At 39.5% G+C, this 23864-nt stretch carries 19 protein-coding genes and 1 pseudogene; 3 read left to right on the top strand and 17 right to left on the bottom strand.

Features of this window, described 5'->3' with window-relative positions:
* Positions 1-315 precede the first annotated feature (315 nt).
* The 15 genes from IAR63_RS18700 to hemL all read right to left on the bottom strand — a co-directional run bounded on the left by IAR63_RS18700 (position 316) and on the right by hemL (position 19025).
* The gene (locus IAR63_RS18700) at positions 316-1386 is read right to left on the bottom strand and encodes a Uma2 family endonuclease (protein ID WP_328701241.1); all 1071 of its coding nucleotides are present in this window, start codon (positions 1384-1386) and stop codon (positions 316-318) included.
* A gap of 273 nt (positions 1387-1659) precedes the next feature.
* Entirely contained in the window at positions 1660-2667 is a 1008-nt protein-coding gene (locus IAR63_RS06555) for a Uma2 family endonuclease (RefSeq protein ID WP_235678367.1), read from the bottom strand.
* 273 nt (positions 2668-2940) lie between these two features.
* Complete coding sequence (locus tag IAR63_RS06560) at positions 2941-3948, bottom strand: Uma2 family endonuclease (RefSeq protein ID WP_235678367.1); 1008 nt, start codon at positions 3946-3948, stop codon at positions 2941-2943.
* A 273-nt stretch (positions 3949-4221) separates the two neighbouring features.
* A complete protein-coding gene (locus IAR63_RS06565) occupies positions 4222-5229 on the bottom strand; it encodes a Uma2 family endonuclease (RefSeq protein ID WP_235678368.1) in 1008 nt (335 codons plus the stop codon).
* 273 nt (positions 5230-5502) lie between these two features.
* Positions 5503-6426, bottom strand: coding sequence for a Uma2 family endonuclease (locus tag IAR63_RS06570; protein WP_235678369.1), 924 nt, complete (start codon positions 6424-6426; stop codon positions 5503-5505).
* Positions 6427-6699: 273 nt separating this feature from the next.
* On the bottom strand, positions 6700-7503 hold the full coding sequence (locus tag IAR63_RS06575; protein ID WP_187707389.1) for a Uma2 family endonuclease: 804 nt from the start codon (positions 7501-7503) through the stop codon (positions 6700-6702).
* Positions 7504-7791: 288 nt separating this feature from the next.
* A complete protein-coding gene (locus IAR63_RS06580) occupies positions 7792-8820 on the bottom strand; it encodes a Uma2 family endonuclease (protein WP_235678370.1) in 1029 nt (342 codons plus the stop codon).
* 273 nt (positions 8821-9093) lie between these two features.
* The gene (locus tag IAR63_RS06585; protein WP_407927152.1) at positions 9094-10017 is read right to left on the bottom strand and encodes a Uma2 family endonuclease; all 924 of its coding nucleotides are present in this window, start codon (positions 10015-10017) and stop codon (positions 9094-9096) included.
* 273 nt (positions 10018-10290) lie between these two features.
* Positions 10291-11202, bottom strand: coding sequence for a Uma2 family endonuclease (locus IAR63_RS06590; protein WP_187707392.1), 912 nt, complete (start codon positions 11200-11202; stop codon positions 10291-10293).
* A gap of 288 nt (positions 11203-11490) precedes the next feature.
* A complete protein-coding gene (locus tag IAR63_RS06595) occupies positions 11491-12456 on the bottom strand; it encodes a Uma2 family endonuclease (protein ID WP_235678371.1) in 966 nt (321 codons plus the stop codon).
* A 273-nt stretch (positions 12457-12729) separates the two neighbouring features.
* Positions 12730-13659 (bottom strand): Uma2 family endonuclease, encoded by a 930-nt coding sequence (locus IAR63_RS06600; RefSeq protein WP_187707394.1) that lies wholly within the window; start codon positions 13657-13659, stop codon positions 12730-12732.
* Between the two features lie 288 nt (positions 13660-13947).
* The gene (locus IAR63_RS06605) at positions 13948-14892 is read right to left on the bottom strand and encodes a Uma2 family endonuclease (RefSeq protein WP_235678373.1); all 945 of its coding nucleotides are present in this window, start codon (positions 14890-14892) and stop codon (positions 13948-13950) included.
* Between the two features lie 273 nt (positions 14893-15165).
* Entirely contained in the window at positions 15166-16131 is a 966-nt protein-coding gene (locus IAR63_RS06610) for a Uma2 family endonuclease (RefSeq protein ID WP_235678374.1), read from the bottom strand.
* Between the two features lie 273 nt (positions 16132-16404).
* The gene (locus IAR63_RS06615; RefSeq protein WP_235678374.1) at positions 16405-17370 is read right to left on the bottom strand and encodes a Uma2 family endonuclease; all 966 of its coding nucleotides are present in this window, start codon (positions 17368-17370) and stop codon (positions 16405-16407) included.
* Positions 17371-17726: 356 nt separating this feature from the next.
* Positions 17727-19025: a glutamate-1-semialdehyde 2,1-aminomutase gene (gene hemL, locus IAR63_RS06620; RefSeq protein ID WP_187707023.1), complete on the bottom strand. Its 1299-nt coding sequence runs from the start codon at positions 19023-19025 to the stop codon at positions 17727-17729.
* A 133-nt stretch (positions 19026-19158) separates the two neighbouring features.
* Here hemL and hisIE point away from each other — a divergent pair, with 133 nt between their 5' ends.
* The 3 genes from hisIE (at position 19159) to hemE (ending at position 21931) form a co-directional block, all read left to right on the top strand.
* Positions 19159-19812: a bifunctional phosphoribosyl-AMP cyclohydrolase/phosphoribosyl-ATP diphosphatase HisIE gene (gene hisIE / locus IAR63_RS06625; RefSeq protein WP_187707024.1), complete on the top strand. Its 654-nt coding sequence runs from the start codon at positions 19159-19161 to the stop codon at positions 19810-19812.
* 16 nt (positions 19813-19828) lie between these two features.
* A complete protein-coding gene (locus tag IAR63_RS06630; protein ID WP_187707025.1) occupies positions 19829-20782 on the top strand; it encodes an NAD-dependent epimerase/dehydratase family protein in 954 nt (317 codons plus the stop codon).
* Positions 20783-20878: 96 nt separating this feature from the next.
* On the top strand, positions 20879-21931 hold the full coding sequence (gene hemE / locus IAR63_RS06635) for a uroporphyrinogen decarboxylase (RefSeq protein WP_187707026.1): 1053 nt from the start codon (positions 20879-20881) through the stop codon (positions 21929-21931).
* Between the two features lie 20 nt (positions 21932-21951).
* Here hemE and IAR63_RS06640 read toward each other — a convergent pair whose 3' ends face one another.
* Both IAR63_RS06640 and IAR63_RS06645 read right to left on the bottom strand, forming a co-directional pair.
* Complete coding sequence (locus IAR63_RS06640; protein WP_187707027.1) at positions 21952-23271, bottom strand: ABC transporter substrate-binding protein; 1320 nt, start codon at positions 23269-23271, stop codon at positions 21952-21954.
* Between the two features lie 85 nt (positions 23272-23356).
* A pseudogene (locus tag IAR63_RS06645) lies at positions 23357-23695 on the bottom strand (glycosyltransferase family 2 protein); the annotation flags it as partial.
* Between the last annotated feature and the right edge of the window lie 169 nt (positions 23696-23864).

Below are 23864 nucleotides of genomic sequence, written 5' to 3' on the forward strand. Positions count from 1 at the left end.
AACAATCTGGGTAGGTTTGGGTAGACATTAATGAGCGGAACTGATATTCGCAATCTCCCAAAGGGAGTGCTTTGCAATCGCATTTATGTCCCGTGGGTGTGTTGGGCTTTCTCAACCCAACCTATAATATGACAAGGTTAGTCGGGTTTAACCGACTTGAGCTTTGAGACCGGGAATTGATTGTCTCCCCCACGGACAGTCTCCAGGTATGGATTAATTCAAACAATCACGGATGATTGGCGATCTCCCATAGGGAGTGCTTTCAGTACTCCAGTTTTTAAAAACCGCCAAGGGTATTCTGGTGCAGGTAATAGTTTATTCGAGTGCAGTAATATCAATACCCTTAGCTTTTAATTGTGATAGCAAGGTTTGATACTTTATTTGTTCCTGCTCTTTGAGAAGTCTTTCACGTTCTGCACGTTGAGTTTCCTGCTCTTTAAGAAACCTTTCATGTTCCACACGTTGAGTTTCCTGCTCTTTGAGAAGTCTTTCACGTTCCGCACGTTGAGTTTCCTGCTCTTTGAGAAGTCTTTCACGTTCCGCACGTTGAGTTTCCTGCTCTTTAAGCAGTCTTTCATGTTCTGCACGTTGAGTTTCCTGCTCTTTGAGAAATCTTTCTTGTTCTTTAAGCAATTTTTCACGTTCTGCACGTTGAGTTTCCTGCTCTTTGAGAAATCTTTCCTGCTCTTTAAGCAGTCTTTCATGTTCCGCACGTTGAGTTTCCTGCTCTTTGAGAAATCTTTCTTGTTCTGCATAATTACTCAATTCTACAGGACTAAGAAACCTACTCCCATCCGGATAATAGATGACTAATTCATCTTGGGTCATGTCAAATCTTATTTTCAATCTTGGACTAGTCCAAGTAGTAAAATTCTCAATTTCTTTAAATGAATTATTTTCCTTAATGGATACTTTTAGACTAATCCTATCTGGGTCATATACATAATACTCCTCCACTCCATATTTCAGATAAAAGAGCTTTTTTTTATCCATTTCATCCTGAGTATTACCGGGAGATAAAATTTCAAAAACCACCTGGGGAGGAATATTATCCTCCTCCCACTGTCGATAAGACCCCCGATATCCCTTGGGTCTACCAAACACTACCATGGTGTCAGGAGCCAGTTTAATTTTGTTACTACCCTTCACTGGATACCAAAATAAGTCCCCAGCCACAAACACATCCGCATTAGACTTAAATAGTATTTCTAAATTTTCCTTAATTTTGACAATCCATGTAAATTGTCTAGTGTTATCCGCCATAGGTTTGTTATCACTTTCTGGGTAGACAATTTCAGACGTCTCCACACCCTGATTAATCTCAGATTTTATCACCCCCAGTTGAGTTTTTGGTGGAATTTGCCTCACCATGTCTATACCTCCCATTCACTTTGGTACTGACTCTATCGGTTTAATTTAATATAACATGGTTTGTCTAGGGGTGTTGAGTTTAATCAACCCAACTTACAATATGACAAAACTAATCGGTTTAAAACCAACTTTCGCTTTGAGACCGGGAATTGATTGTCTCCCCCACGGACAGTCTCCAGGTGTGGATTAATTCAAACAATCACGGGTAATTGGCGATCTCCCATAGGGAGTGCTTTTATTACTCTAGTTTTTAAAAACCCCCAAGGGTATTCGAGTGCAGGTAATAGTTTATTCGAGTGCAGTAATATCAATACCCTTAGCTTTTAATTGCGCTAGTAAAGTTTGATACTTTATTTGTTCCTGCTCTTTGAGAAGTCTTTCACGTTCTGCACGTTGAGTTTCCTGCTCTTTAAGAAACCTTTCATGTTCCACACGTTGAGTTTCCTGCTCTTTGAGAAGTCTTTCACGTTCCGCACGTTGAGTTTCCTGCTCTTTGAGAAGTCTTTCACGTTCCGCACGTTGAGTTTCCTGCTCTTTAAGCAGTCTTTCATGTTCTGCACGTTGAGTTTCCTGCTCTTTGAGAAATCTTTCTTGTTCTTTAAGCAATTTTTCACGTTCTGCACGTTGAGTTTCCTGCTCTTTGAGAAATCTTTCTTGTTCTGCATAATTACTCAATTCTACAGGACTAAGAAACCTACTCCCATCCGGATAATAGATGACTAATTCATCTTGGGTCATGTCAAATCTTATTTTCAATCTTGGACTAGTCCAAGTAGTAAAATTCTCAATTTCTTTAAATGAATTATTTTCCTTAATGGATACTTTTAGACTAATCCCATCTGGGTCATACACATAATACTCCTCCACTCCATATTTCAGATAAAAGAGCTTTTTTTTATCCATTTCATCTTGAGTATTACCGGGAGATAAAATTTCAAAAACCACCTGGGGAGGAATATTATCCTCCTCCCACTGTCGATAAGACCCCCGATATCCCTTGGGTCTCCCAAACACTACCATGGTGTCAGGAGCCAGTTTAATTTTGTTACTACCCTTCACTGGATACCAAAATAAGTCCCCAGCCACAAACACATCCGCATTAGACTTAAATAGTATTTCTAAATTTTCCTTAATTTTGACAATCCATGTAAATTGTCTAGTGTTATCCGCCATAGGTTTGTTATCACTTTCTGGGTAGACAATTTCAGACGTCTCCACACCCTGATTAATCTCAGATTTTATCACCCCCAGTTGAGTTTTTGGTGGAATTTGCCTCACCATGTCTATACCTCCCATTCACTTTGGTACTGACTCTATCGGTTTAATTTAATATAACATGGTTTGTCTAGGGGTGTTGAGTTTAATCAACCCAACTTACAATATGACAAAACTAATCGGTTTAAAACCAACTTTCGCTTTGAGACCGGGAATTGATTGTCTCCCCCACGGACAGTCTCCAGGTGTGGATTAATTCAAACAATCACGGGTAATTGGCGATCTCCCATAGGGAGTGCTTTTATTACTCTAGTTTTTAAAAACCCCCAAGGGTATTCGAGTGCAGGTAATAGTTTATTCGAGTGCAGTAATATCAATACCCTTAGCTTTTAATTGCGCTAGTAAAGTTTGATACTTTATTTGTTCCTGCTCTTTGAGAAGTCTTTCACGTTCTGCACGTTGAGTTTCCTGCTCTTTAAGAAACCTTTCATGTTCCACACGTTGAGTTTCCTGCTCTTTGAGAAGTCTTTCACGTTCCGCACGTTGAGTTTCCTGCTCTTTGAGAAGTCTTTCACGTTCCGCACGTTGAGTTTCCTGCTCTTTAAGCAGTCTTTCATGTTCTGCACGTTGAGTTTCCTGCTCTTTGAGAAATCTTTCTTGTTCTTTAAGCAATTTTTCACGTTCTGCACGTTGAGTTTCCTGCTCTTTGAGAAATCTTTCTTGTTCTGCATAATTACTCAATTCTACAGGACTAAGAAACCTACTCCCATCCGGATAATAGATGACTAATTCATCTTGGGTCATGTCAAATCTTATTTTCAATCTTGGACTAGTCCAAGTAGTAAAATTCTCAATTTCTTTAAATGAATTATTTTCCTTAATGGATACTTTTAGACTAATCCCATCTGGGTCATACACATAATACTCCTCCACTCCATATTTCAGATAAAAGAGCTTTTTTTTATCCATTTCATCTTGAGTATTACCGGGAGATAAAATTTCAAAAACCACCTGGGGAGGAATATTATCCTCCTCCCACTGTCGATAAGACCCCCGATATCCCTTGGGTCTCCCAAACACTACCATGGTGTCAGGAGCCAGTTTAATTTTGTTACTACCCTTCACTGGATACCAAAATAAGTCCCCAGCCACAAACACATCCGCATTAGACTTAAATAGTATTTCTAAATTTTCCTTAATTTTGACAATCCATGTAAATTGTCTAGTGTTATCCGCCATAGGTTTGTTATCACTTTCTGGGTAGACAATTTCAGACGTCTCCACACCCTGATTAATCTCAGATTTTATCACCCCCAGTTGAGTTTTTGGTGGAATTTGCCTCACCATGTCTATACCTCCCATTCACTTTGGTACTGACTCTATCGGTTTAATTTAATATAACATGGTTTGTCTAGGGGTGTTGAGTTTAATCAACCCAACTTACAATATGACAAAACTAATCGGTTTAAAACCAACTTTCGCTTTGAGACCGGGAATTGATTGTCTCCCCCACGGACAGTCTCCAGGTATGGATTAATTCAAACAATCACGGATGATTGGCGATCTCCCATAGGGAGTGCTTTTAGTACTCCAGTTTTTAAAAACCCCCAAGGGTATTCTGGTGCAGGTAATAGTTTATTCGAGTGCAGTAATATCAATACCCTTAGCTTTTAATTGTGATAGCAAGGTTTGATACTTTATTTGTTCCTGCTCTTTGAGAAGTCTTTCACGTTCCGCACGTTGAGTTTCCTGCTCTTTAAGCAGTCTTTCACGTTCCGCACGTTGAGTTTCCTGCTCTTTGAGAAGTCTTTCACGTTCCGCACGTTGAGTTTCCTGCTCTTTGAGAAATCTTTCTTGTTCTTTAAGCAGTTTTTCACGTTCTGCACGTTGAGTTTCCTGCTCTTTGAGAAGTCTTTCACGTTCTGCACGTTGAGTTTCCTGCTCTTTGAGAAGTCTTTCACGTTCTGCACGTTGAGTTTCCTGCTCTTTGAGAAATCTTTCTTGTTCTGCATAATTACTCAATTCTACAGGACTAAGAAACCTACTCCCATCCGGATAATAGATGACTAATTCATCTTGGGTCATGTCAAATCTTATTTTCAATCTTGGACTGGTCCAAGTAGTAAAATTCTCAATTTCTTTAAATGAATTATTTTCCTTAATGGATACTTGTAGAATAATCCTATCTGGGTCATATACATAATACTCCTCCACTCCATATTTCAGATAAAAGAGCTTTTTTTTATCCATTTCATCTTGAGTATTACCGGGAGATAAAATTTCAAAAACCACCTGGGGAGGAATATTATCCTCCTCCCACTGTCGATAAGACCCCCGATATCCCTTGGGTCTACCAAACACCACCATGGTGTCAGGAGCCAGTTTAATTTTGTTACTACCCTTCACTGGATACCAAAATAAGTCCCCAGCCACAAACACATCCGCATTAGACTTAAATAGTATTTCTAAATTTTCCTTAATTTTGACAATCCATGTAAATTGTCTAGTGTTATCCGCCATAGGTTTGTTATCACTTTCTGGGTAGACAATTTCAGACGTCTCCACACCCTGATTAATCTCAGATTTTATCACCCCCAGTTGAGTTTTTGGTGGAATTTGCCTCACCATGTCTATACCTCCCATTCACTTTGGTACTGACTCTATCGGTTTAATTTAATATAACATGGTTTGTCTAGGGGTGTTGAGTTTAATCAACCCAACTTACAATATGACAAAACTAATCGGTTTAAAACCAACTTTCGCTTTGAGACCGGGAATTGATTGTCTCCCCCACGGACAGTCTCCAGGTATGGATTAATTCAAACAATCACGGATGATTGGTGATCTCCCATAGGGAGTGCTTTTAGTACTCCAGTTTTTAAAAACCCCCAAGGGTATTCTGGTGCAGGTAATAGTTTATTCGAGTGCAGTAATATCAATACCCTTAGCTTTTAATTGTGATAGCAAGGTTTGATACTTTATTTGTTCCTGCTCTTTGAGAAGTCTTTCACGTTCCGCACGTTGAGTTTCCTGCTCTTTGAGAAATCTTTCTTGTTCTTTAAGCAGTTTTTCACGTTCTGCACGTTGAGTTTCCTGCTCTTTGAGAAGTCTTTCACGTTCTGCACGTTGAGTTTCCTGCTCTTTGAGAAGTCTTTCACGTTCTGCACGTTGAGTTTCCTGCTCTTTGAGAAATCTTTCTTGTTCTGCATAATTACTCAATTCTACAGGACTAAGAAACCTACTCCCATCCGGATAATAGATGACTAATTCATCTTGGGTCATGTCAAATCTTATTTTCAATCTTGGACTAGTCCAAGTAGTAAAATTCTCAATTTCTTTAAATGAATTATTTTCCTTAATGGATACTTTTAGACTAATCCTATCTGGGTCATATACATAATACTCCTCCACTCCATATTTCAGATAAAAGATCTTTTTTTTATCCATTTCATCTTGAGTATTACCGGGAGATAAAATTTCAAAAACCACCTGGGGAGGAATATTATCCTCCTCCCATTGTCGATAAGACCCCCGATATCCCTTGGGTCTACCAAACACCACCATGGTGTCAGGAGCCAGTTTAATTTTGTTACTACCCTTCACTGGATACCAAAATAAGTCCCCAGCCACAAACACATCCGCATTAGACTTAAATAGTATTTCTAAATTTTCCTTAATTTTGACAATCCATGTAAATTGTCTAGTGTTATCCGCCATAGGTTTGTTATCACTTTCTGGGTAGACAATTTCAGACGTCTCCACACCCTGATTAATCTCAGATTTTATCACCCCCAGTTGAGTTTTTGGTGGAATTTGCCTCACCATGTCTATACCTCCCATTCACTTTGGTACTGACTCTATCGGTTTAATTTAATATAACATGGTTTGTCTAGGGGTGTTGAGTTTAATCAACCCAACTTACAATATGACAAAACTAATCGGTTTAAAACCGACTTTCGCTTTGAGACCGGGAATTGATTGTCTCCCCCACGGACAGTCTCCAGGTATGGATTAATTCAAACAATCACGGGTAATTGGCGATCTCCCATAGGGAGTGCTTTTAGTACTCCAGTTTTTAAAAACCCCCAAGGGTATTCTGGTGCAGGTAATAGTTTATTCGAGTGCAGTAATATCAATACCCTTAGCTTTTAATTGTGATAGCAAGGTTTGATACTTTATTTGTTCCTGCTCTTTGAGAAGTCTTTCACGTTCCGCACGTTGAGTTTCCTGCTCTTTAAGCAATTTTTCACGTTCTGCACGTTGAGTTTCCTGCTCTTTGAGAAATCTTTCTTGTTCTGCATAATTACTCAATTCTACAGGACTAAGAAACCTACTCCCATCCGGATAATAGATGACTAATTCATCTTGGGTCATGTCAAATCTTATTTTCAATCTTGGACTAGTCCAAGTAGTAAAATTCTCAATTTCTTTAAATGAATTATTTTCCTTAATGGATACTTTTAGACTAATCCCATCTGGGTCATACACATAATACTCCTCCACTCCATATTTCAGATAAAAGAGCTTTTTTTTATCCATTTCATCTTGAGTATTACCGGGAGATAAAATTTCAAAAACCACCTGGGGAGGAATATTATCCTCCTCCCACTGTCGATAAGACCCCCGATATCCCTTGGGTCTCCCAAGCACTACCATGGTGTCAGGAGCCAGTTTAATTTTGTTACTACCCTTCACTGGATACCAAAATAAGTCCCCAGCCACAAACACATCCGCATTAGACTTAAATAGTATTTCTAAATTTTCCTTAATTTTGACAATCCATGTAAATTGTCTAGTGTTATCCGCCATAGGTTTGTTATCACTTTCTGGGTAGACAATTTCAGACGTCTCCACACCCTGATTAATCTCAGATTTTATCACCCCCAGTTGAGTTTTTGGTGGAATTTGCCTCACCATGTCTATACCTCCCATTCACTTTGGTACTGACTCTATCGGTTTAATTTAATATAACATGGTTTGTCTAGGGGTGTTGAGTTTAATCAACCCAACTTACAATATGACAAAACTAATCGGTTTAAAACCGACTTTCGCTTTGAGACCGGGAATTGATTGTCTCCCCCACGGACAGTCTCCAGGTATGGATTAATTCAAACAATCACGGATGATTGGCGATCTCCCATAGGGAGTGCTTTTAGTACTCCAGTTTTTAAAAACCCCCAAGGGTATTCTGGTGCAGGTAATAGTTTATTCGAGTGCAGTAATATCAATACCCTTAGCTTTTAATTGTGATAGCAAGGTTTGATACTTTATTTGTTCCTGCTCTTTGAGAAGTCTTTCACGTTCCGCACGTTGAGTTTCCTGCTCTTTAAGCAGTCTTTCACGTTCCGCACGTTGAGTTTCCTGCTCTTTAAGCAGTCTTTCATGTTCTGCACGTTGAGTTTCCTGCTCTTTGAGAAATCTTTCTTGTTCTTTAAGCAGTTTTTCACGTTCTGCACGTTGAGTTTCCTGCTCTTTGAGAAGTCTTTCACGTTCTGCACGTTGAGTTTCCTGCTCTTTGAGAAATCTTTCTTGTTCTTTAAGCAATTTTTCACGTTCTGCACGTTGAGTTTCCTGCTCTTTGAGAAATCTTTCTTGTTCTGCATAATTACTCAATTCTACAGGACTAAGAAACCTACTCCCATCCGGATAATAGATGACTAATTCATCTTGGGTCGTGTCAAATCTTATTTTCAATCTTGGACTAGTCCAAGTAGTAAAATTCTCAATTTCTTTAAATGAATTATTTTCCTTAATGGATACTTGTAGAATAATCCTATCTGGGTCATATACATAATACTCCTCCACTCCATATTTCAGATAAAAGAGCTTTTTTTTATCCATTTCATCCTGAGTATTACCGGGAGATAAAATTTCAAAAACCACCTGGGGAGGAATATTATCCTCCTCCCACTGTCGATAAGACCCCCGATATCCCTTGGGTCTACCAAACACTACCATGGTGTCAGGAGCCAGTTTAATTTTGTTACTACCCTTCACTGGATACCAAAATAAGTCCCCAGCCACAAACACATCCGCATTAGACTTAAATAGTATTTCTAAATTTTCCTTAATTTTGACAATCCATGTAAATTGTCTAGTGTTATCCGCCATAGGTTTGTTATCACTTTCTGGGTAGACAATTTCAGACGTCTCCACACCCTGATTAATCTCAGATTTTATCACCCCCAGTTGAGTTTTTGGTGGAATTTGCCTCACCATGTCTATACCTCCCATTCACTTTGGTACTGACTCTATCGGTTTAATTTAATATAACATGGTTTGTCTAGGGGTGTTGAGTTTAATCAACCCAACTTACAATATGACAAAACTAATCGGTTTAAAACCAACTTTCGCTTTGAGACCGGGAATTGATTGTCTCCCCCACGGACAGTCTCCAGGTATGGATTAATTCAAACAATCACGGGTAATTGGCGATCTCCCATAGGGAGTGCTTTTAGTACTCCAGTTTTTAAAAACCCCCAAGGGTATTCTGGTGCAGGTAATAGTTTATTCGAGTGCAGTAATATCAATACCCTTAGCTTTTAATTGTGATAGCAAGGTTTGATACTTTATTTGTTCCTGCTCTTTGAGAAGTCTTTCACGTTCCGCACGTTGAGTTTCCTGCTCTTTAAGCAGTCTTTCACGTTCCGCACGTTGAGTTTCCTGCTCTTTAAGCAGTCTTTCATGTTCTGCACGTTGAGTTTCCTGCTCTTTGAGAAATCTTTCTTGTTCTTTAAGCAGTTTTTCACGTTCTGCACGTTGAGTTTCCTGCTCTTTGAGAAATCTTTCTTGTTCTGCATAATTACTCAATTCTACAGGACTAAGAAACCTACTCCCATCCGGATAATAGATGACTAATTCATCTTGGGTCATGTCAAATCTTATTTTCAATCTTGGACTAGTCCAAGTAGTAAAATTCTCAATTTCTTTAAATGAATTATTTTCCTTAATGGATACTTTTAGACTAATCCTATCTGGGTCATATACATAATACTCCTCCACTCCATATTTCAGATAAAAGAGCTTTTTTTTATCCATTTCATCTTGAGTATTACCGGGAGATAAAATTTCAAAAACCACCTGGGGAGGAATATTATCCTCCTCCCACTGTCGATAAGACCCCCGATATCCCTTGGGTCTACCAAACACCACCATGGTGTCAGGAGCCAGTTTAATTTTGTTACTACCCTTCACTGGATACCAAAATAAGTCCCCAGCCACAAACACATCCGCATTAGACTTAAATAGTATTTCTAAATTTTCCTTAATTTTGACAATCCATGTAAATTGTCTAGTGTTATCCGCCATAGGTTTGTTATCACTTTCTGGGTAGACAATTTCAGACGTCTCCACACCCTGATTAATCTCAGATTTTATCACCCCCAGTTGAGTTTTTGGTGGAATTTGCCTCACCATGTCTATACCTCCCATTCACTTTGGTACTGACTCTATCGGTTTAATTTAATATAACATGGTTTGTCTAGGGGTGTTGAGTTTAATCAACCCAACTTACAATATGACAAAACTAATCGGTTTAAAACCAACTTTCGCTTTGAGACCGGGAATTGATTGTCTCCCCCACGGACAGTCTCCAGGTATGGATTAATTCAAACAATCACGGATGATTGGCGATCTCCCATAGGGAGTGCTTTTAGTACTCCAGTTTTTAAAAACCCCCAAGGGTATTCTGGTGCAGGTAATAGTTTATTCGAGTGCAGTAATATCAATACCCTTAGCTTTTAATTGTGATAGCAAGGTTTGATACTTTATTTGTTCCTGCTCTTTGAGAAGTCTTTCACGTTCCGCACGTTGAGTTTCCTGCTCTTTAAGCAGTCTTTCACGTTCTGCACGTTGAGTTTCCTGCTCTTTGAGAAGTCTTTCACGTTCTGCACGTTGAGTTTCCTGCTCTTTGAGAAATCTTTCTTGTTCTTTAAGCAGTTTTTTTTCACGTTCTGCACGTTGAGTTTCCTGCTCTTTGAGAAATCTTTCTTGTTCTGCATAATTACTCAATTCTACAGGACTAAGAAACCTACTCCCATCCGGATAATAGATGACTAATTCATCTTGGGTCATGTCAAATCTTATTTTCAATCTTGGACTAGTCCAAGTAGTAAAATTCTCAATTTCTTTAAATGAATTATTTTCCTTAATGGATACTTTTAGACTAATCCTATCTGGGTCATATACATAATACTCCTCCACTCCATATTTCAGATAAAAGAGCTTTTTTTTATCCATTTCATCTTGAGTATTACCGGGAGATAAAATTTCAAAAACCACCTGGGGAGGAATATTATCCTCCTCCCACTGTCGATAAGACCCCCGATATCCCTTGGGTCTACCAAACACTACCATGGTGTCAGGAGCCAGTTTAATTTTGTTACTACCCTTCACTGGATACCAAAATAAGTCCCCAGCCACAAACACATCCGCATTAGACTTAAATAGTATTTCTAAATTTTCCTTAATTTTGACAATCCATGTAAATTGTCTAGTGTTATCCGCCATAGGTTTGTTATCACTTTCTGGGTAGACAATTTCAGACGTCTCCACACCCTGATTAATCTCAGATTTTATCACCCCCAGTTGAGTTTTTGGTGGAATTTGCCTCACCATGTCTATACCTCCCATTCACTTTGGTACTGACTCTATCGGTTTAATTTAATATAACATGGTTTGTCTAGGGGTGTTGAGTTTAATCAACCCAACTTACAATATGACAAAACTAATCGGTTTAAAACCAACTTTCGCTTTGAGACCGGGAATTGATTGTCTCCCCCACGGACAGTCTCCAGGTATGGATTAATTCAAACAATCACGGATGATTGGCGATCTCCCATAGGGAGTGCTTTTAGTACTCCAGTTTTTAAAAACCCCCAAGGGTATTCCGGTGCAGGTAATAGTTTATTCGAGTGCAGTAATATCAATACCCTTAGCTTTTAATTGTGATAGCAAGGTTTGATACTTTATTTGTTCCTGCTCTTTGAGAAGTCTTTCACGTTCCGCACGTTGAGTTTCCTGCTCTTTAAGCAGTCTTTCACGTTCTGCACGTTGAGTTTCCTGCTCTTTGAGAAGTCTTTCACGTTCTGCACGTTGAGTTTCCTGCTCTTTGAGAAATCTTTCTTGTTCTTTAAGCAGTTTTTCACGTTCTGCACGTTGAGTTTCCTGCTCTTTGAGAAGTCTTTCACGTTCTGCACGTTGAGTTTCCTGCTCTTTGAGAAATCTTTCTTGTTCTGCATAATTACTCAATTCTACAGGACTAAGAAACCTACTCCCATCCGGATAATAGATGACTAATTCATCTTGGGTCATGTCAAATCTTATTTTCAATCTTGGACTAGTCCAAGTAGTAAAATTCTCAATTTCTTTAAATGAATTATTTTCCTTAATGGATACTTTTAGACTAATCCTATCTGGGTCATATACATAATACTCCTCCACTCCATATTTCAGATAAAAGAGCTTTTTTTTATCCATTTCATCTTGAGTATTACCGGGAGATAAAATTTCAAAAACCACCTGGGGAGGAATATTATCCTCCTCCCACTGTCGATAAGACCCCCGATATCCCTTGGGTCTACCAAACACCACCATGGTGTCAGGAGCCAGTTTAATTTTGTTACTACCCTTCACTGGATACCAAAATAAGTCCCCAGCCACAAACACATCCGCATTAGACTTAAATAGTATTTCTAAATTTTCCTTAATTTTGACAATCCATGTAAATTGTCTAGTGTTATCCGCCATAGGTTTGTTATCACTTTCTGGGTAGACAATTTCAGACGTCTCCACACCCTGATTAATCTCAGATTTTATCACCCCCAGTTGAGTTTTTGGTGGAATTTGCCTCACCATGTCTATACCTCCCATTCACTTTGGTACTGACTCTATCGGTTTAATTTAATATAACATGGTTTGTCTAGGGGTGTTGAGTTTAATCAACCCAACTTACAATATGACAAAACTAATCGGTTTAAAACCAACTTTCGCTTTGAGACCGGGAATTGATTGTCTCCCCCACGGACAGTCTCCAGGTATGGATTAATTCAAACAATCACGGGTAATTGGCGATCTCCCATAGGGAGTGCTTTTAGTACTCCAGTTTTTAAAAACCCCCAAGGGTATTCTGGTGCAGGTAATAGTTTATTCGAGTGCAGTAATATCAATACCCTTAGCTTTTAATTGTGATAGCAAGGTTTGATACTTTATTTGTTCCTGCTCTTTGAGAAGTCTTTCACGTTCCGCACGTTGAGTTTCCTGCTCTTTAAGCAGTCTTTCATGTTCTGCACGTTGAGTTTCCTGCTCTTTAAGAAGTCTTTCACGTTCCGCACGTTGAGTTTCCTGCTCTTTAAGCAGTTTTTCACGTTCTGCACGTTGAGTTTCCTGCTCTTTAAGCAGTCTTTCATGTTCTGCACGTTGAGTTTCCTGCTCTTTGAGAAATCTTTCTTGTTCTGCATAATTACTCAATTCTACAGGACTAAGAAACCTACTCCCATCCGGATAATAGATGACTAATTCATCTTGGGTCATGTCAAATCTTATTTTCAATCTTGGACTGGTCCAAGTAGTAAAATTCTCAATTTCTTTAAATGAATTATTTTCCTTAATGGATACTTGTAGAATAATCCTATCTGGGTCATATACATAATACTCCTCCACTCCATATTTCAGATAAAAGAGCTTTTTTTTATCCATTTCATCTTGAGTATTACCGGGAGATAAAATTTCAAAAACCACCTGGGGAGGAATATTATCCTCCTCCCACTGTCGATAAGACCCCCGATATCCCTTGGGTCTACCAAACACCACCATGGTGTCAGGAGCCAGTTTAATTTTGTTACTACCCTTCACTGGATACCAAAATAAGTCCCCAGCCACAAACACATCCGCATTAGACTTAAATAGTATTTCTAAATTTTCCTTAATTTTGACAATCCATGTAAATTGTCTAGTGTTATCCGCCATAGGTTTGTTATCACTTTCTGGGTAGACAATTTCAGACGTCTCCACACCCTGATTAATCTCAGATTTTATCACCCCCAGTTGAGTTTTTGGTGGAATTTGCCTCACCATGTCTATACCTCCCATTCACTTTGGTACTGACTCAATCGGTTTAATTTAATATAACATGGTTTGTCTAGGGGTGTTGAGTTTAATCAACCCAACTTACAATATGACAAAACTAATCGGTTTAAAACCGACTTTCGCTTTGAGACCGGGAATTGATTGTCTCCCCCACGGACAGTCTCCAGGTATGGATTAATTCAAACAATCACGGGTAATTGGCGATCTCCCATAGGGAGTGCTTTTAGTACTCCAGTTTTTAAAAACCCCCAAGGGTATTCTGGTGCAGGTAATAGTTTATTCGAGTGCAGTAATATCAATACCCTTAGCTTTTAATTGTGATAGCAAGGTTTGATACTTTATTTGTTCCTGCTCTTTGAGAAGTCTTTCACGTTCCGCACGTTGAGTTTCCTGCTCTTTGAGAAATCTTTCTTGTTCTTTAAGCAGTTTTTCACGTTCTGCACGTTGAGTTTCCTGCTCTTTGAGAAGTCTTTCATGTTCTGCACGTTGAGTTTCCTGCTCTTTGAGAAATCTTTCTTGTTCTTTAAGCAATTTTTCACGTTCTGCACGTTGAGTTTCCTGCTCTTTGAGAAATCTTTCTTGTTCTGCATAATTACTCAATTCTACAGGACTAAGAAACCTACTCCCATCCGGATAATAGATGACTAATTCATCTTGGGTCATGTCAAATCTTATTTTCAATCTTGGACTGGTCCAAGTAGTAAAATTCTCAATTTCTTTAAATGAATTATTTTCCTTAATGGATACTTGTAGAATAATCCTATCTGGGTCATATACATAATACTCCTCCACTCCATATTTCAGATAAAAGAGCTTTTTTTTATCCATTTCATCTTGAGTATTACCGGGAGATAAAATTTCAAAAACCACCTGGGGAGGAATATTATCCTCCTCCCACTGTCGATAAGACCCCCGATATCCCTTGGGTCTACCAAACACCACCATGGTGTCAGGAGCCAGTTTAATTTTGTTACTACCCTTCACTGGATACCAAAATAAGTCCCCAGCCACAAACACATCCGCATTAGACTTAAATAGTATTTCTAAATTTTCCTTAATTTTGACAATCCATGTAAATTGTCTAGTGTTATCCGCCATAGGTTTGTTATCACTTTCTGGGTAGACAATTTCAGACGTCTCCACACCCTGATTAATCTCAGATTTTATCACCCCCAGTTGAGTTTTTGGTGGAATTTGCCTCACCATGTCTATACCTCCCATTCACTTTGGTACTGACTCTATCGGTTTAATTTAATATAACATGGTTTGTCTAGGGGTGTTGAGTTTAATCAACCCAACTCACAATATGACAAAACTAATCGGTTTAAAACCAACTTTCGCTTTGAGACCGGGAATTGATTGTCTCCCCCACGGACAGTCTCCAGGTATGGATTAATTCAAACAATCACGGGTAATTGGCGATCTCCCATAGGGAGTGCTTTCAGTACTCCAGTTTTTAAAAACCCCCAAGGGTATTCTGGTGCAGGTAATAGTTTATTCGAGTGCAGTAATATCAATACCCTTAGCTTTTAATTGTGATAGCAAGGTTTGATACTTTATTTGTTCCTGCTCTTTGAGAAGTCTTTCACGTTCCGCACGTTGAGTTTCCTGCTCTTTGAGAAATCTTTCTTGTTCTTTAAGCAGTTTTTCATGTTCTGCACGTTGAGTTTCCTGCTCTTTAAGCAGTCTTTCATGTTCCGCACGTTGAGTTTCCTGCTCTTTAAGCAGTCTTTCACGTTCCGCACGTTGAGTTTCCTGCTCTTTAAGCAATTTTTCACGTTCCGCACGTTGAGTTTCCTGCTCTTTGAGAAATCTTTCTTGTTCTGCATAATTACTCAATTCTACAGGACTAAGAAACCTACTCCCATCCGGATAATAGATAACTAATTCATCTTGGGTCGTGTCAAATCTTATTTTCAATCTTGGACTAGTCCAAGTAGTAAAATTCTCAATTTCTTTAAATGAATTATTTTCCTTAATGGATACTTTTAGAATAATCCTATCTGGGTCATATACATAATACTCCTCCACTCCATATTTCAGATAAAAGAGCTTTTTTTTATCCATTTCATCTTGAGTATTACCGGGAGATAAAATTTCAAAAACCACCTGGGGAGGAATATTATCCTCCTCCCACTGTCGATAAGACCCCCGATATCCCTTGGGTCTACCAAACACCACCATGGTGTCAGGAGCCAGTTTAATTTTGTTACTACCCTTCACTGGATACCAAAATAAGTCCCCAGCCACAAACACATCCGCATTAGACTTAAATAGTATTTCTAAATTTTCCTTAATTTTGACAATCCATGTAAATTGTCTAGTGTTATCCGCCATAGGTTTGTTATCACTTTCTGGGTAGACAATTTCAGACGTCTCCACACCCTGATTAATCTCAGATTTTATCACCCCCAGTTGAGTTTTTGGTGGAATTTGCCTCACCATGTCTATACCTCCCATTCACTTTGGTACTGACTCTATCGGTTTAATTTAATATAACATGGTTTGTCTAGGGGTGTTGAGTTTAATCAACCCAACTCACAATATGACAAAACTAATCGGTTTAAAACCAACTTTCGCTTTGAGACCGGGAATTGATTGTCTCCCCCACGGACAGTCTCCAGGTATGGATTAATTCAAACAATCACGGGTAATTGGCGATCTCCCATAGGGAGTGCTTTCAGTACTCCAGTTTTTAAAAACCGCCAAGGGTATTCTGGTGCAGGTAATAGTTTATTCGAGTGCAGTAATATCAATACCCTTAGCTTTTAATTGTGATAGCAAGGTTTGATACTTTATTTGTTCCTGCTCTTTGAGAAGTCTTTCACGTTCCGCACGTTGAGTTTCCTGCTCTTTGAGAAATCTTTCTTGTTCTTTAAGCAGTTTTTCATGTTCTGCACGTTGAGTTTCCTGCTCTTTAAGCAGTCTTTCATGTTCCGCACGTTGAGTTTCCTGCTCTTTAAGCAGTCTTTCACGTTCCGCACGTTGAGTTTCCTGCTCTTTAAGCAATTTTTCACGTTCCGCACGTTGAGTTTCCTGCTCTTTGAGAAATCTTTCTTGTTCTGCATAATTACTCAATTCTACAGGACTAAGAAACCTACTCCCATCCGGATAATAGATAACTAATTCATCTTGGGTCGTGTCAAATCTTATTTTCAATCTTGGACTAGTCCAAGTAGTAAAATTCTCAATTTCTTTAAATGAATTATTTTCCTTAATGGATACTTTTAGAATAATCCTATCTGGGTCATATACATAATACTCCTCCACTCCATATTTCAGATAAAAGAGCTTTTTTTTATCCATTTCATCTTGAGTATTACCGGGAGATAAAATTTCAAAAACCACCTGGGGAGGAATATTATCCTCCTCCCACTGTCGATAAGACCCCCGATATCCCTTGGGTCTACCAAACACCACCATGGTGTCAGGAGCCAGTTTAATTTTGTTACTACCCTTCACTGGATACCAAAATAAGTCCCCAGCCACAAACACATCCGCATTAGACTTAAATAGTATTTCTAAATTTTCCTTAATTTTGACAATCCATGTAAATTGTCTAGTGTTATCCGCCATAGGTTTGTTATCACTTTCTGGGTAGACAATTTCAGACGTCTCCACACCCTGATTAATCTCAGATTTTATCACCCCCAGTTGAGTTTTTGGTGGAATTTGCCTCACCATGTCTATACCTCCCATTCACTTTGGTACTGACTCTATCGGTTTAATTTAATATAACATGGTTTGTCTAGGGGTGTTGAGTTTAATCAACCCAACTTACAATATGACAAAACTAATCGGTTTAAAACCGACTTTCGCTTTGAGACCGGGAATTGATTGTCTCCCCCACGGACAGTCTCCAGGTATGGATTAATTCAAACAATCACGGGTAATTGGCGATCGCTCATAGGGAGTGCTTCGCAATCGCATTTATGTCTCGTGGGTGTGTTGGGCTTTCTCAACCCAACCTATAATATGACAAGACTAGTCGGGTTTAACCGACTTTCGCTTTGAGACCGGGAATTGATTCCCGGTCTCCCCCACAGACAGTCTCTCTACAAGTTACTGAGTACCTCTTTCACCACTGCTAGGGTTTGGTCTATGTCCTCTTCTGTATGAGCTAAAGAAGTGAAGCCAGCTTCAAATTGGGAAGGAGCTAGATAAATACCACGTTCCAACATGGCCCGATAAAACCTACCAAATTTAGCTGTGTCTGATTTTTTGGCATCCTCATAATTATGCACGGGACCTGATGTGAAAAATAGACCAAACATGGCGCTGATACTACCACCACACACACTGTGTCCCGCTTCCTTGGCAATTGTTAGCATTCCATTGACTAATTTCTGGGTGATTCTCTCTAAATAATCGTAGGTTCCCGGTTTCTGTAATAGTTCTAATGTTTTAATTCCAGCAGTCATAGCTAGAGGATTTCCAGACAGGGTTCCTGCTTGATAGACTGGACCTGCTGGAGCAATCATGGACATAATTTCTCGACGACCTCCATAAGCTCCTACAGGTAATCCCCCACCTATCACTTTCCCTAGGGTGGTTAAATCAGGGGTAATGCCAAATTTTGCCTGGGCACCACCATAAGCAATTCGGAACCCGGTCATTACTTCGTCAAATACTAGTAATGCTCCATTTTCTTGGGTAATTTCTCTTAACCCTTCTAAAAACCCCGCGTCGGGAGCAATAAACCCAGCATTCCCTACTACTGGTTCTAAAATTACTCCAGCTATTTCTCCTGGGTTTTGTTGAAATAGTGCTTTGACCGCTTCTAAATCATTAAAAGGGGCTGTTAATGTACCTTTAGTGGCAGATTTTGGCACTCCTGGTGAATCTGGTAACCCTAGGGTGGCTACTCCTGAACCTGCTTTGACTAAAAACATGTCCGCATGGCCATGGTAACATCCTTCAAATTTGATGATTTTTTCCCTATTGGTGTAAGCTCGCATTAGTCTCAGCACTGCCATGCAAGCTTCTGTGCCAGAATTAACGAATCTTACCATTTCAATACTGGGCACAGCATCAATTACCATTTCTGCTAAGATATTTTCTAGCACACAGGGAGCGCCAAAACTTGTACCTTTCTCTAGGGCTTCGTGCAGGGCAGTAATTACTTCTGGATTGGCGTGTCCACAAATGGCTGGACCCCATGTGCCTACATAGTCAATGTATTTATTACCATCCACATCCCAAATATGAGCACCTTTAACCCTATCAAATACTATTGGTTGCCCACCAACTGATTTAAAGGCGCGTACGGGTGAGCTAACTCCTCCTGGCATTAAATTTTGAGCTGCTGCAAAGATTTCTTGGGATTTTGTGGTTTTAATAGTGGTGTTTATCAAGGTGATCTCCTATAGAGAGTAATTAATTTCAGGTTCTATGAAAGAATAGGATAAGTTTATCCTATTGTTTTATCCCATATTTTGATATGGTTTGATTATTGAGATGATTCTTAAATAAAGTCCCTCGCACATTATGCTATCCCCCCAATCTCTATCTTTAGAATCCTCTATCCCGGTGGAAAAAATTCGCTATGACCAACATGGTCTCGTACCGGCAATTATCCAAGACTATCTTGACGGTACTGTGTTAATGATGGCTTGGATGAACCAGGAATCTTTACAACGAACTTTAACTACGGGAGAAACCTGGTTTTGGAGTCGTTCCCGTCAAGAATTTTGGCACAAGGGCGCTACTTCTGGTCATATTCAAAGGGTGAAAACTGCTCGCTATGATTGTGATAGTGATGCTCTATTATTTACTGTGGAACAGATCGGTGATATCGCTTGTCATACCGGGGAACGTAGTTGTTTTCATCAGCTGGATGACGCCAAAATTATTCCCCCTCCCCCAGATTCCCTATCCCAGCTTTTTCACGTGATATGCGATCGCCGGGATTATCCTACTGAAGGTTCTTACACCTGTAAGTTATTAGCAGGGGGCGATAATAAAATTTTAAAGAAGATAGGTGAAGAAAGTGCGGAGGTAGTCATGGCTTTTAAAGATAATGACCCAGATGCGATCGCTGGTGAAGTTGCGGACTTGTTTTATCATACTCTTGTGGCTTTGGCCCATCACCAAGTAGATTTAAGATTAGTTTATCGCAAGCTACAAGAGCGGAGGAAGTAGGGGGAGATAATTTACAATGAGTCAAAAACGAATTTTAGTCACGGGTGCCAGTGGTTGTATTGGTCACTACATTAGTGAAACACTAATAGAAAACACCAATCATCAGCTCTATTTGCTGGTGAGGAATCCTAGCAAGCTACAAGTTAATACTGATATGCGTCCAGGTGTGACCATATTACAGGGCGACATGGGGGAAATTAGTAGTTTTGCCAATTTACTCAAAACCATTGACACAGCGGTTTTAACAGCCACTTCCTGGGGGGGAAATAATATCTTTGATATTAATGTGAATAAAACCATAGAACTAATGAATCTATTAAATCCTGACAGGTGTGAGCAGGTAATTTATTTTTCCACTGCCAGTGTTTTGAACCATGAAAATCAACCTTTAAAAGAAGCTGGGGAAATTGGCACTGATTATATTAGCTCCAAATACAAGTGTTTGCATAAAATTGAGGATTTAGAGATTTTCCCCAAAATCACCACAGTATTCCCCACCCTAGTACTGGGAGGAGATGAAAACAAACCCTACTCTCACCTGACCTCTGGTATTCATGAGGTGACAAAATATATGAATATGATTCGGTTTTTAAAAACCGATGGCAGTTTTCACTTCATCCACGGTAAAGACATTGCCAAGGTTGTAGAGCATTTGATTGATCACCCACCACAAACAGGAGACCCCAGAAGACTAGTTTTAGGTCAAGCACCATTAACAGTAAATCAAGCCATAGAAGAGGTGTGTGAATACCTAAACAAAAAGATTTACTTTCGCATTCCCCTTTCCCTAGCTTTAGCAGATGTAATCATTAAACTCTTTAGAATTCAAATGGCCGCCTGGGACAGATTCTGCATGAAGTATAGGCATTTTACCTATAATAATCCCATTAACCCGGCAATTTTCGACCTACCCAACTATTGTCCCACCATGACCGATGTTCTCAAAACCAGCGGAGTCAGCAAAGGTTGAGGAATGTTGAGTTTTATAAAGATATAAGAGGGAACCGTAAGCTGGGGATGATAAGCTAAACATGAAATATAAAAGTGACTTAGGATGAAGTGTTAAATGGGTGTTTCCTCAACGGTTCCTCTCCTGCTCCGAGCTGCACGCGGTGAAAAGGTAGATCGTCCCCCCGTCTGGATGATGCGTCAAGCGGGACGTTACATGAAAGCTTATAGAGATCTGCGGGAGAAATATCCTTCCTTTCGGGAACGCTCAGAAATTCCTGAAGTGGCCATTGAAGTCTCCCTCCAACCCTGGAGAGCTTTCCAACCCGATGGAGTAATTTTATTTTCCGACATTGTCACTCCCCTACCTGGAATGGGTATTGACATGGATATTGCGGAAGGAAAAGGGCCAATTATTTTTTCGCCCATTCGCACTCAACAACAAGTTGATGAATTACACCCACTAGATCCGGAAACCGCTTTACCTTTTATTCGTCAGATTCTAGGAGCGTTACGTCAGGAAGTAGGTAGTGCATCAACTGTACTAGGCTTTGTTGGCGCACCCTGGACTTTAGCAGCTTATGCAGTGGAAGGAAAAGGCTCTAAAACCTATTCTGTAATTAAGAATATGGCTTTCTCAGATTCTAATATTCTCCATCAGTTATTAGACAAGTTGGCAGAGTCTATAGCCGTATATGTCCGCTACCAAATAGATTGTGGCGCTCAAGTAGTACAGATGTTCGATTCTTGGGCGGGACAATTAAGTCCCCAAGATTATGATACCTTTGCCTTACCTTACCAAAAAAAGGTGTTTGAGCTAGTGAAAAGGACTCATCCAGACACACCCCTAATTCTGTTAGTTACGGGTAGTGCAGGACTGTTGGAAAGGATGGCCACCTCCGGTGCGGATATTCTCACCATTGACTGGACTGTGGATATGGCAGATGCACGTAGAAGATTGGGTAATAACGTTAAGGTGCAGGGAAATTTAGATCCGGGTGTGTTATTTGGGTCAAAGCAGTTTATCCGAGAGAGAATTTTAGACACAGTTCGCAAAGCTGGCAATTGGGGACACATACTTAATTTGGGACACGGAGTGTTACCAGAAACACCAGAAGAGAATGTGGCTTTTTTCTTTGAGACTGCCAAAAACCTTCATGTTCCGGTGTAGTTTCCATTTTGGTTGGCAATTTAGGGGGAGGACATGTCTCCCCAAATTACCTCCAAACGTTCCTGAGCTTGTTTTAAAGCAACTTCAGCTGAGGATTTGCCCAATAATGTTTGCTCAATTGCTCTACCTAAATTTTCCGAGATACGACTAAAACCAGCTATAGTGGGAAGGGAACCAGCTAGGGGAATTTGGTCTAAGAATACCTTTAACCAGGGTCTGGTTTGGAGATAGTTTTGATATTCAGGACTATTTAAAGATTTGATATTGACGGGTAAAAAACCGGTTCCTATGGACCATGGGGTTTGAAATTCTTGACTGACAATAAACTCCAGGAATTTAAGAGCAGCTTGTTGTTTTTCTGAAGTGGTCTTCATCATAAATATATTACCCGTACCAGTTACCGTTGCTGGGGTAGTGTGGATGGGGATGGGGAACGCATTAAAGGGTACGGGAGATTTTGTAATATAAGACCATGGTCCAGTAATTTGCATGGCCACCCGACCAGCGAAAAAAGCATCTTCCTCATAACCTCTTTCTGGTGGAGATAGGGTTGCTACACCTGTTTGTAATAGTTGTTGCCAAAATTTGATTGCGGTAATAGCAGCAGGGTTGTTGAGATTTGGATAGTTGTCCGTCATGATTCCCCCCCCTGCACTTAATACAAAGGGAAACCAAGTGAAAACAGTCCATCCCCCTTTACCTAGAGGTAATAATATGCCATACTGTTCTGGGCGTCCGTCCCCATTTTTATCTAGGGTTAATTTTTGGGCAACTGCTATTAATTCTTCCCAGGTTTTAGGAGTTTGGGTGATACCAGCAGCTTCAAATAAATCCGGACGATAAAAAATGCCAACGTTGCTATTCCAAAATGGTAATGACCACAATTTGCCATTTAGTTTTAACTCCTCTAACAAGTTAGGAAATACCTCAGATTTATGTGGAAACTCATTCCACCATTGGTCTAGAGGAGTTACCGCATCTAGTTCTACAATTTGTCCAGTAATTCCAGGGTTATAAACCAAAAGATCGGGAGTGGCGTTACCAACTACAGAGGTTAATATTTTAGGTAATGCCATATCTGATCCCAAAATAAACAACGAATCAACTTGAATATTTGGGTGAGTTTGATTGAATTTGGTCACTAGTTTTTGAAAAACATCCCGATTCGCTGGTGGGTTAATTCCTTGCCATAAAGTTAGATGGGTAATATGGTTTTTTTGAGGTATGTTGTTTTGACAACCACTCAATATTGCCAAGGAACATAAACTCAATAAGCATAACAGTATGGAAATCTGGCGACTTAATTGCCACCTATTCAGCTGTAGTAGTGGTTTGATCATCACTTTAACATACATGTTGTTTATGAAGTTTTTTTCACGCTTGCGGGGTCGCGGTTTAAGATAAAGAATGCAGGATTTTATCAGTATACTCTAAACGTGTGGTTAGGTAATTTGGTAGGTACGTATCATCACTATCAATAAATGTGATATACTTTCCGAAGCAAGCCTGGATCCCAACGTTTTTGGCATAAGGTAATTTCCGATTTTGATGTTTTAGATAACGTATATTGCCATATTTTAATAGATATTCATTGATTATGGTAAAAGTTTCATCCTCACTACCATCATCAACAACTAAAAGTTCCCAATTGTGATGTGTTTGATTTATTACACTTTCAACACAGTTTACCAAGTATTTGGCGCGATTAAATGTACATAGAATAATACTGATTTCTGGTTTGAGATCAAATTTGATGGGACTCATAGTTCTGGTGAGTGGTTAAGGTTGGCGATCGCTCAAAACTTCCTGTATACTCAAAGTTGGTATATTAGGTGGTAATTGACAAACGGTAAAGTCTTGGTCAAGAATACCACTTAATTACCATGGAGTCAATATGATGACACTTTTCAACGAACCTCTTGAACTGCAAACA

It is taken from the genome of Cylindrospermopsis curvispora GIHE-G1 (genome assembly GCF_014489415.1).
Lineage (GTDB): Bacteria > Cyanobacteriota > Cyanobacteriia > Cyanobacteriales > Nostocaceae > Raphidiopsis > Raphidiopsis curvispora_A.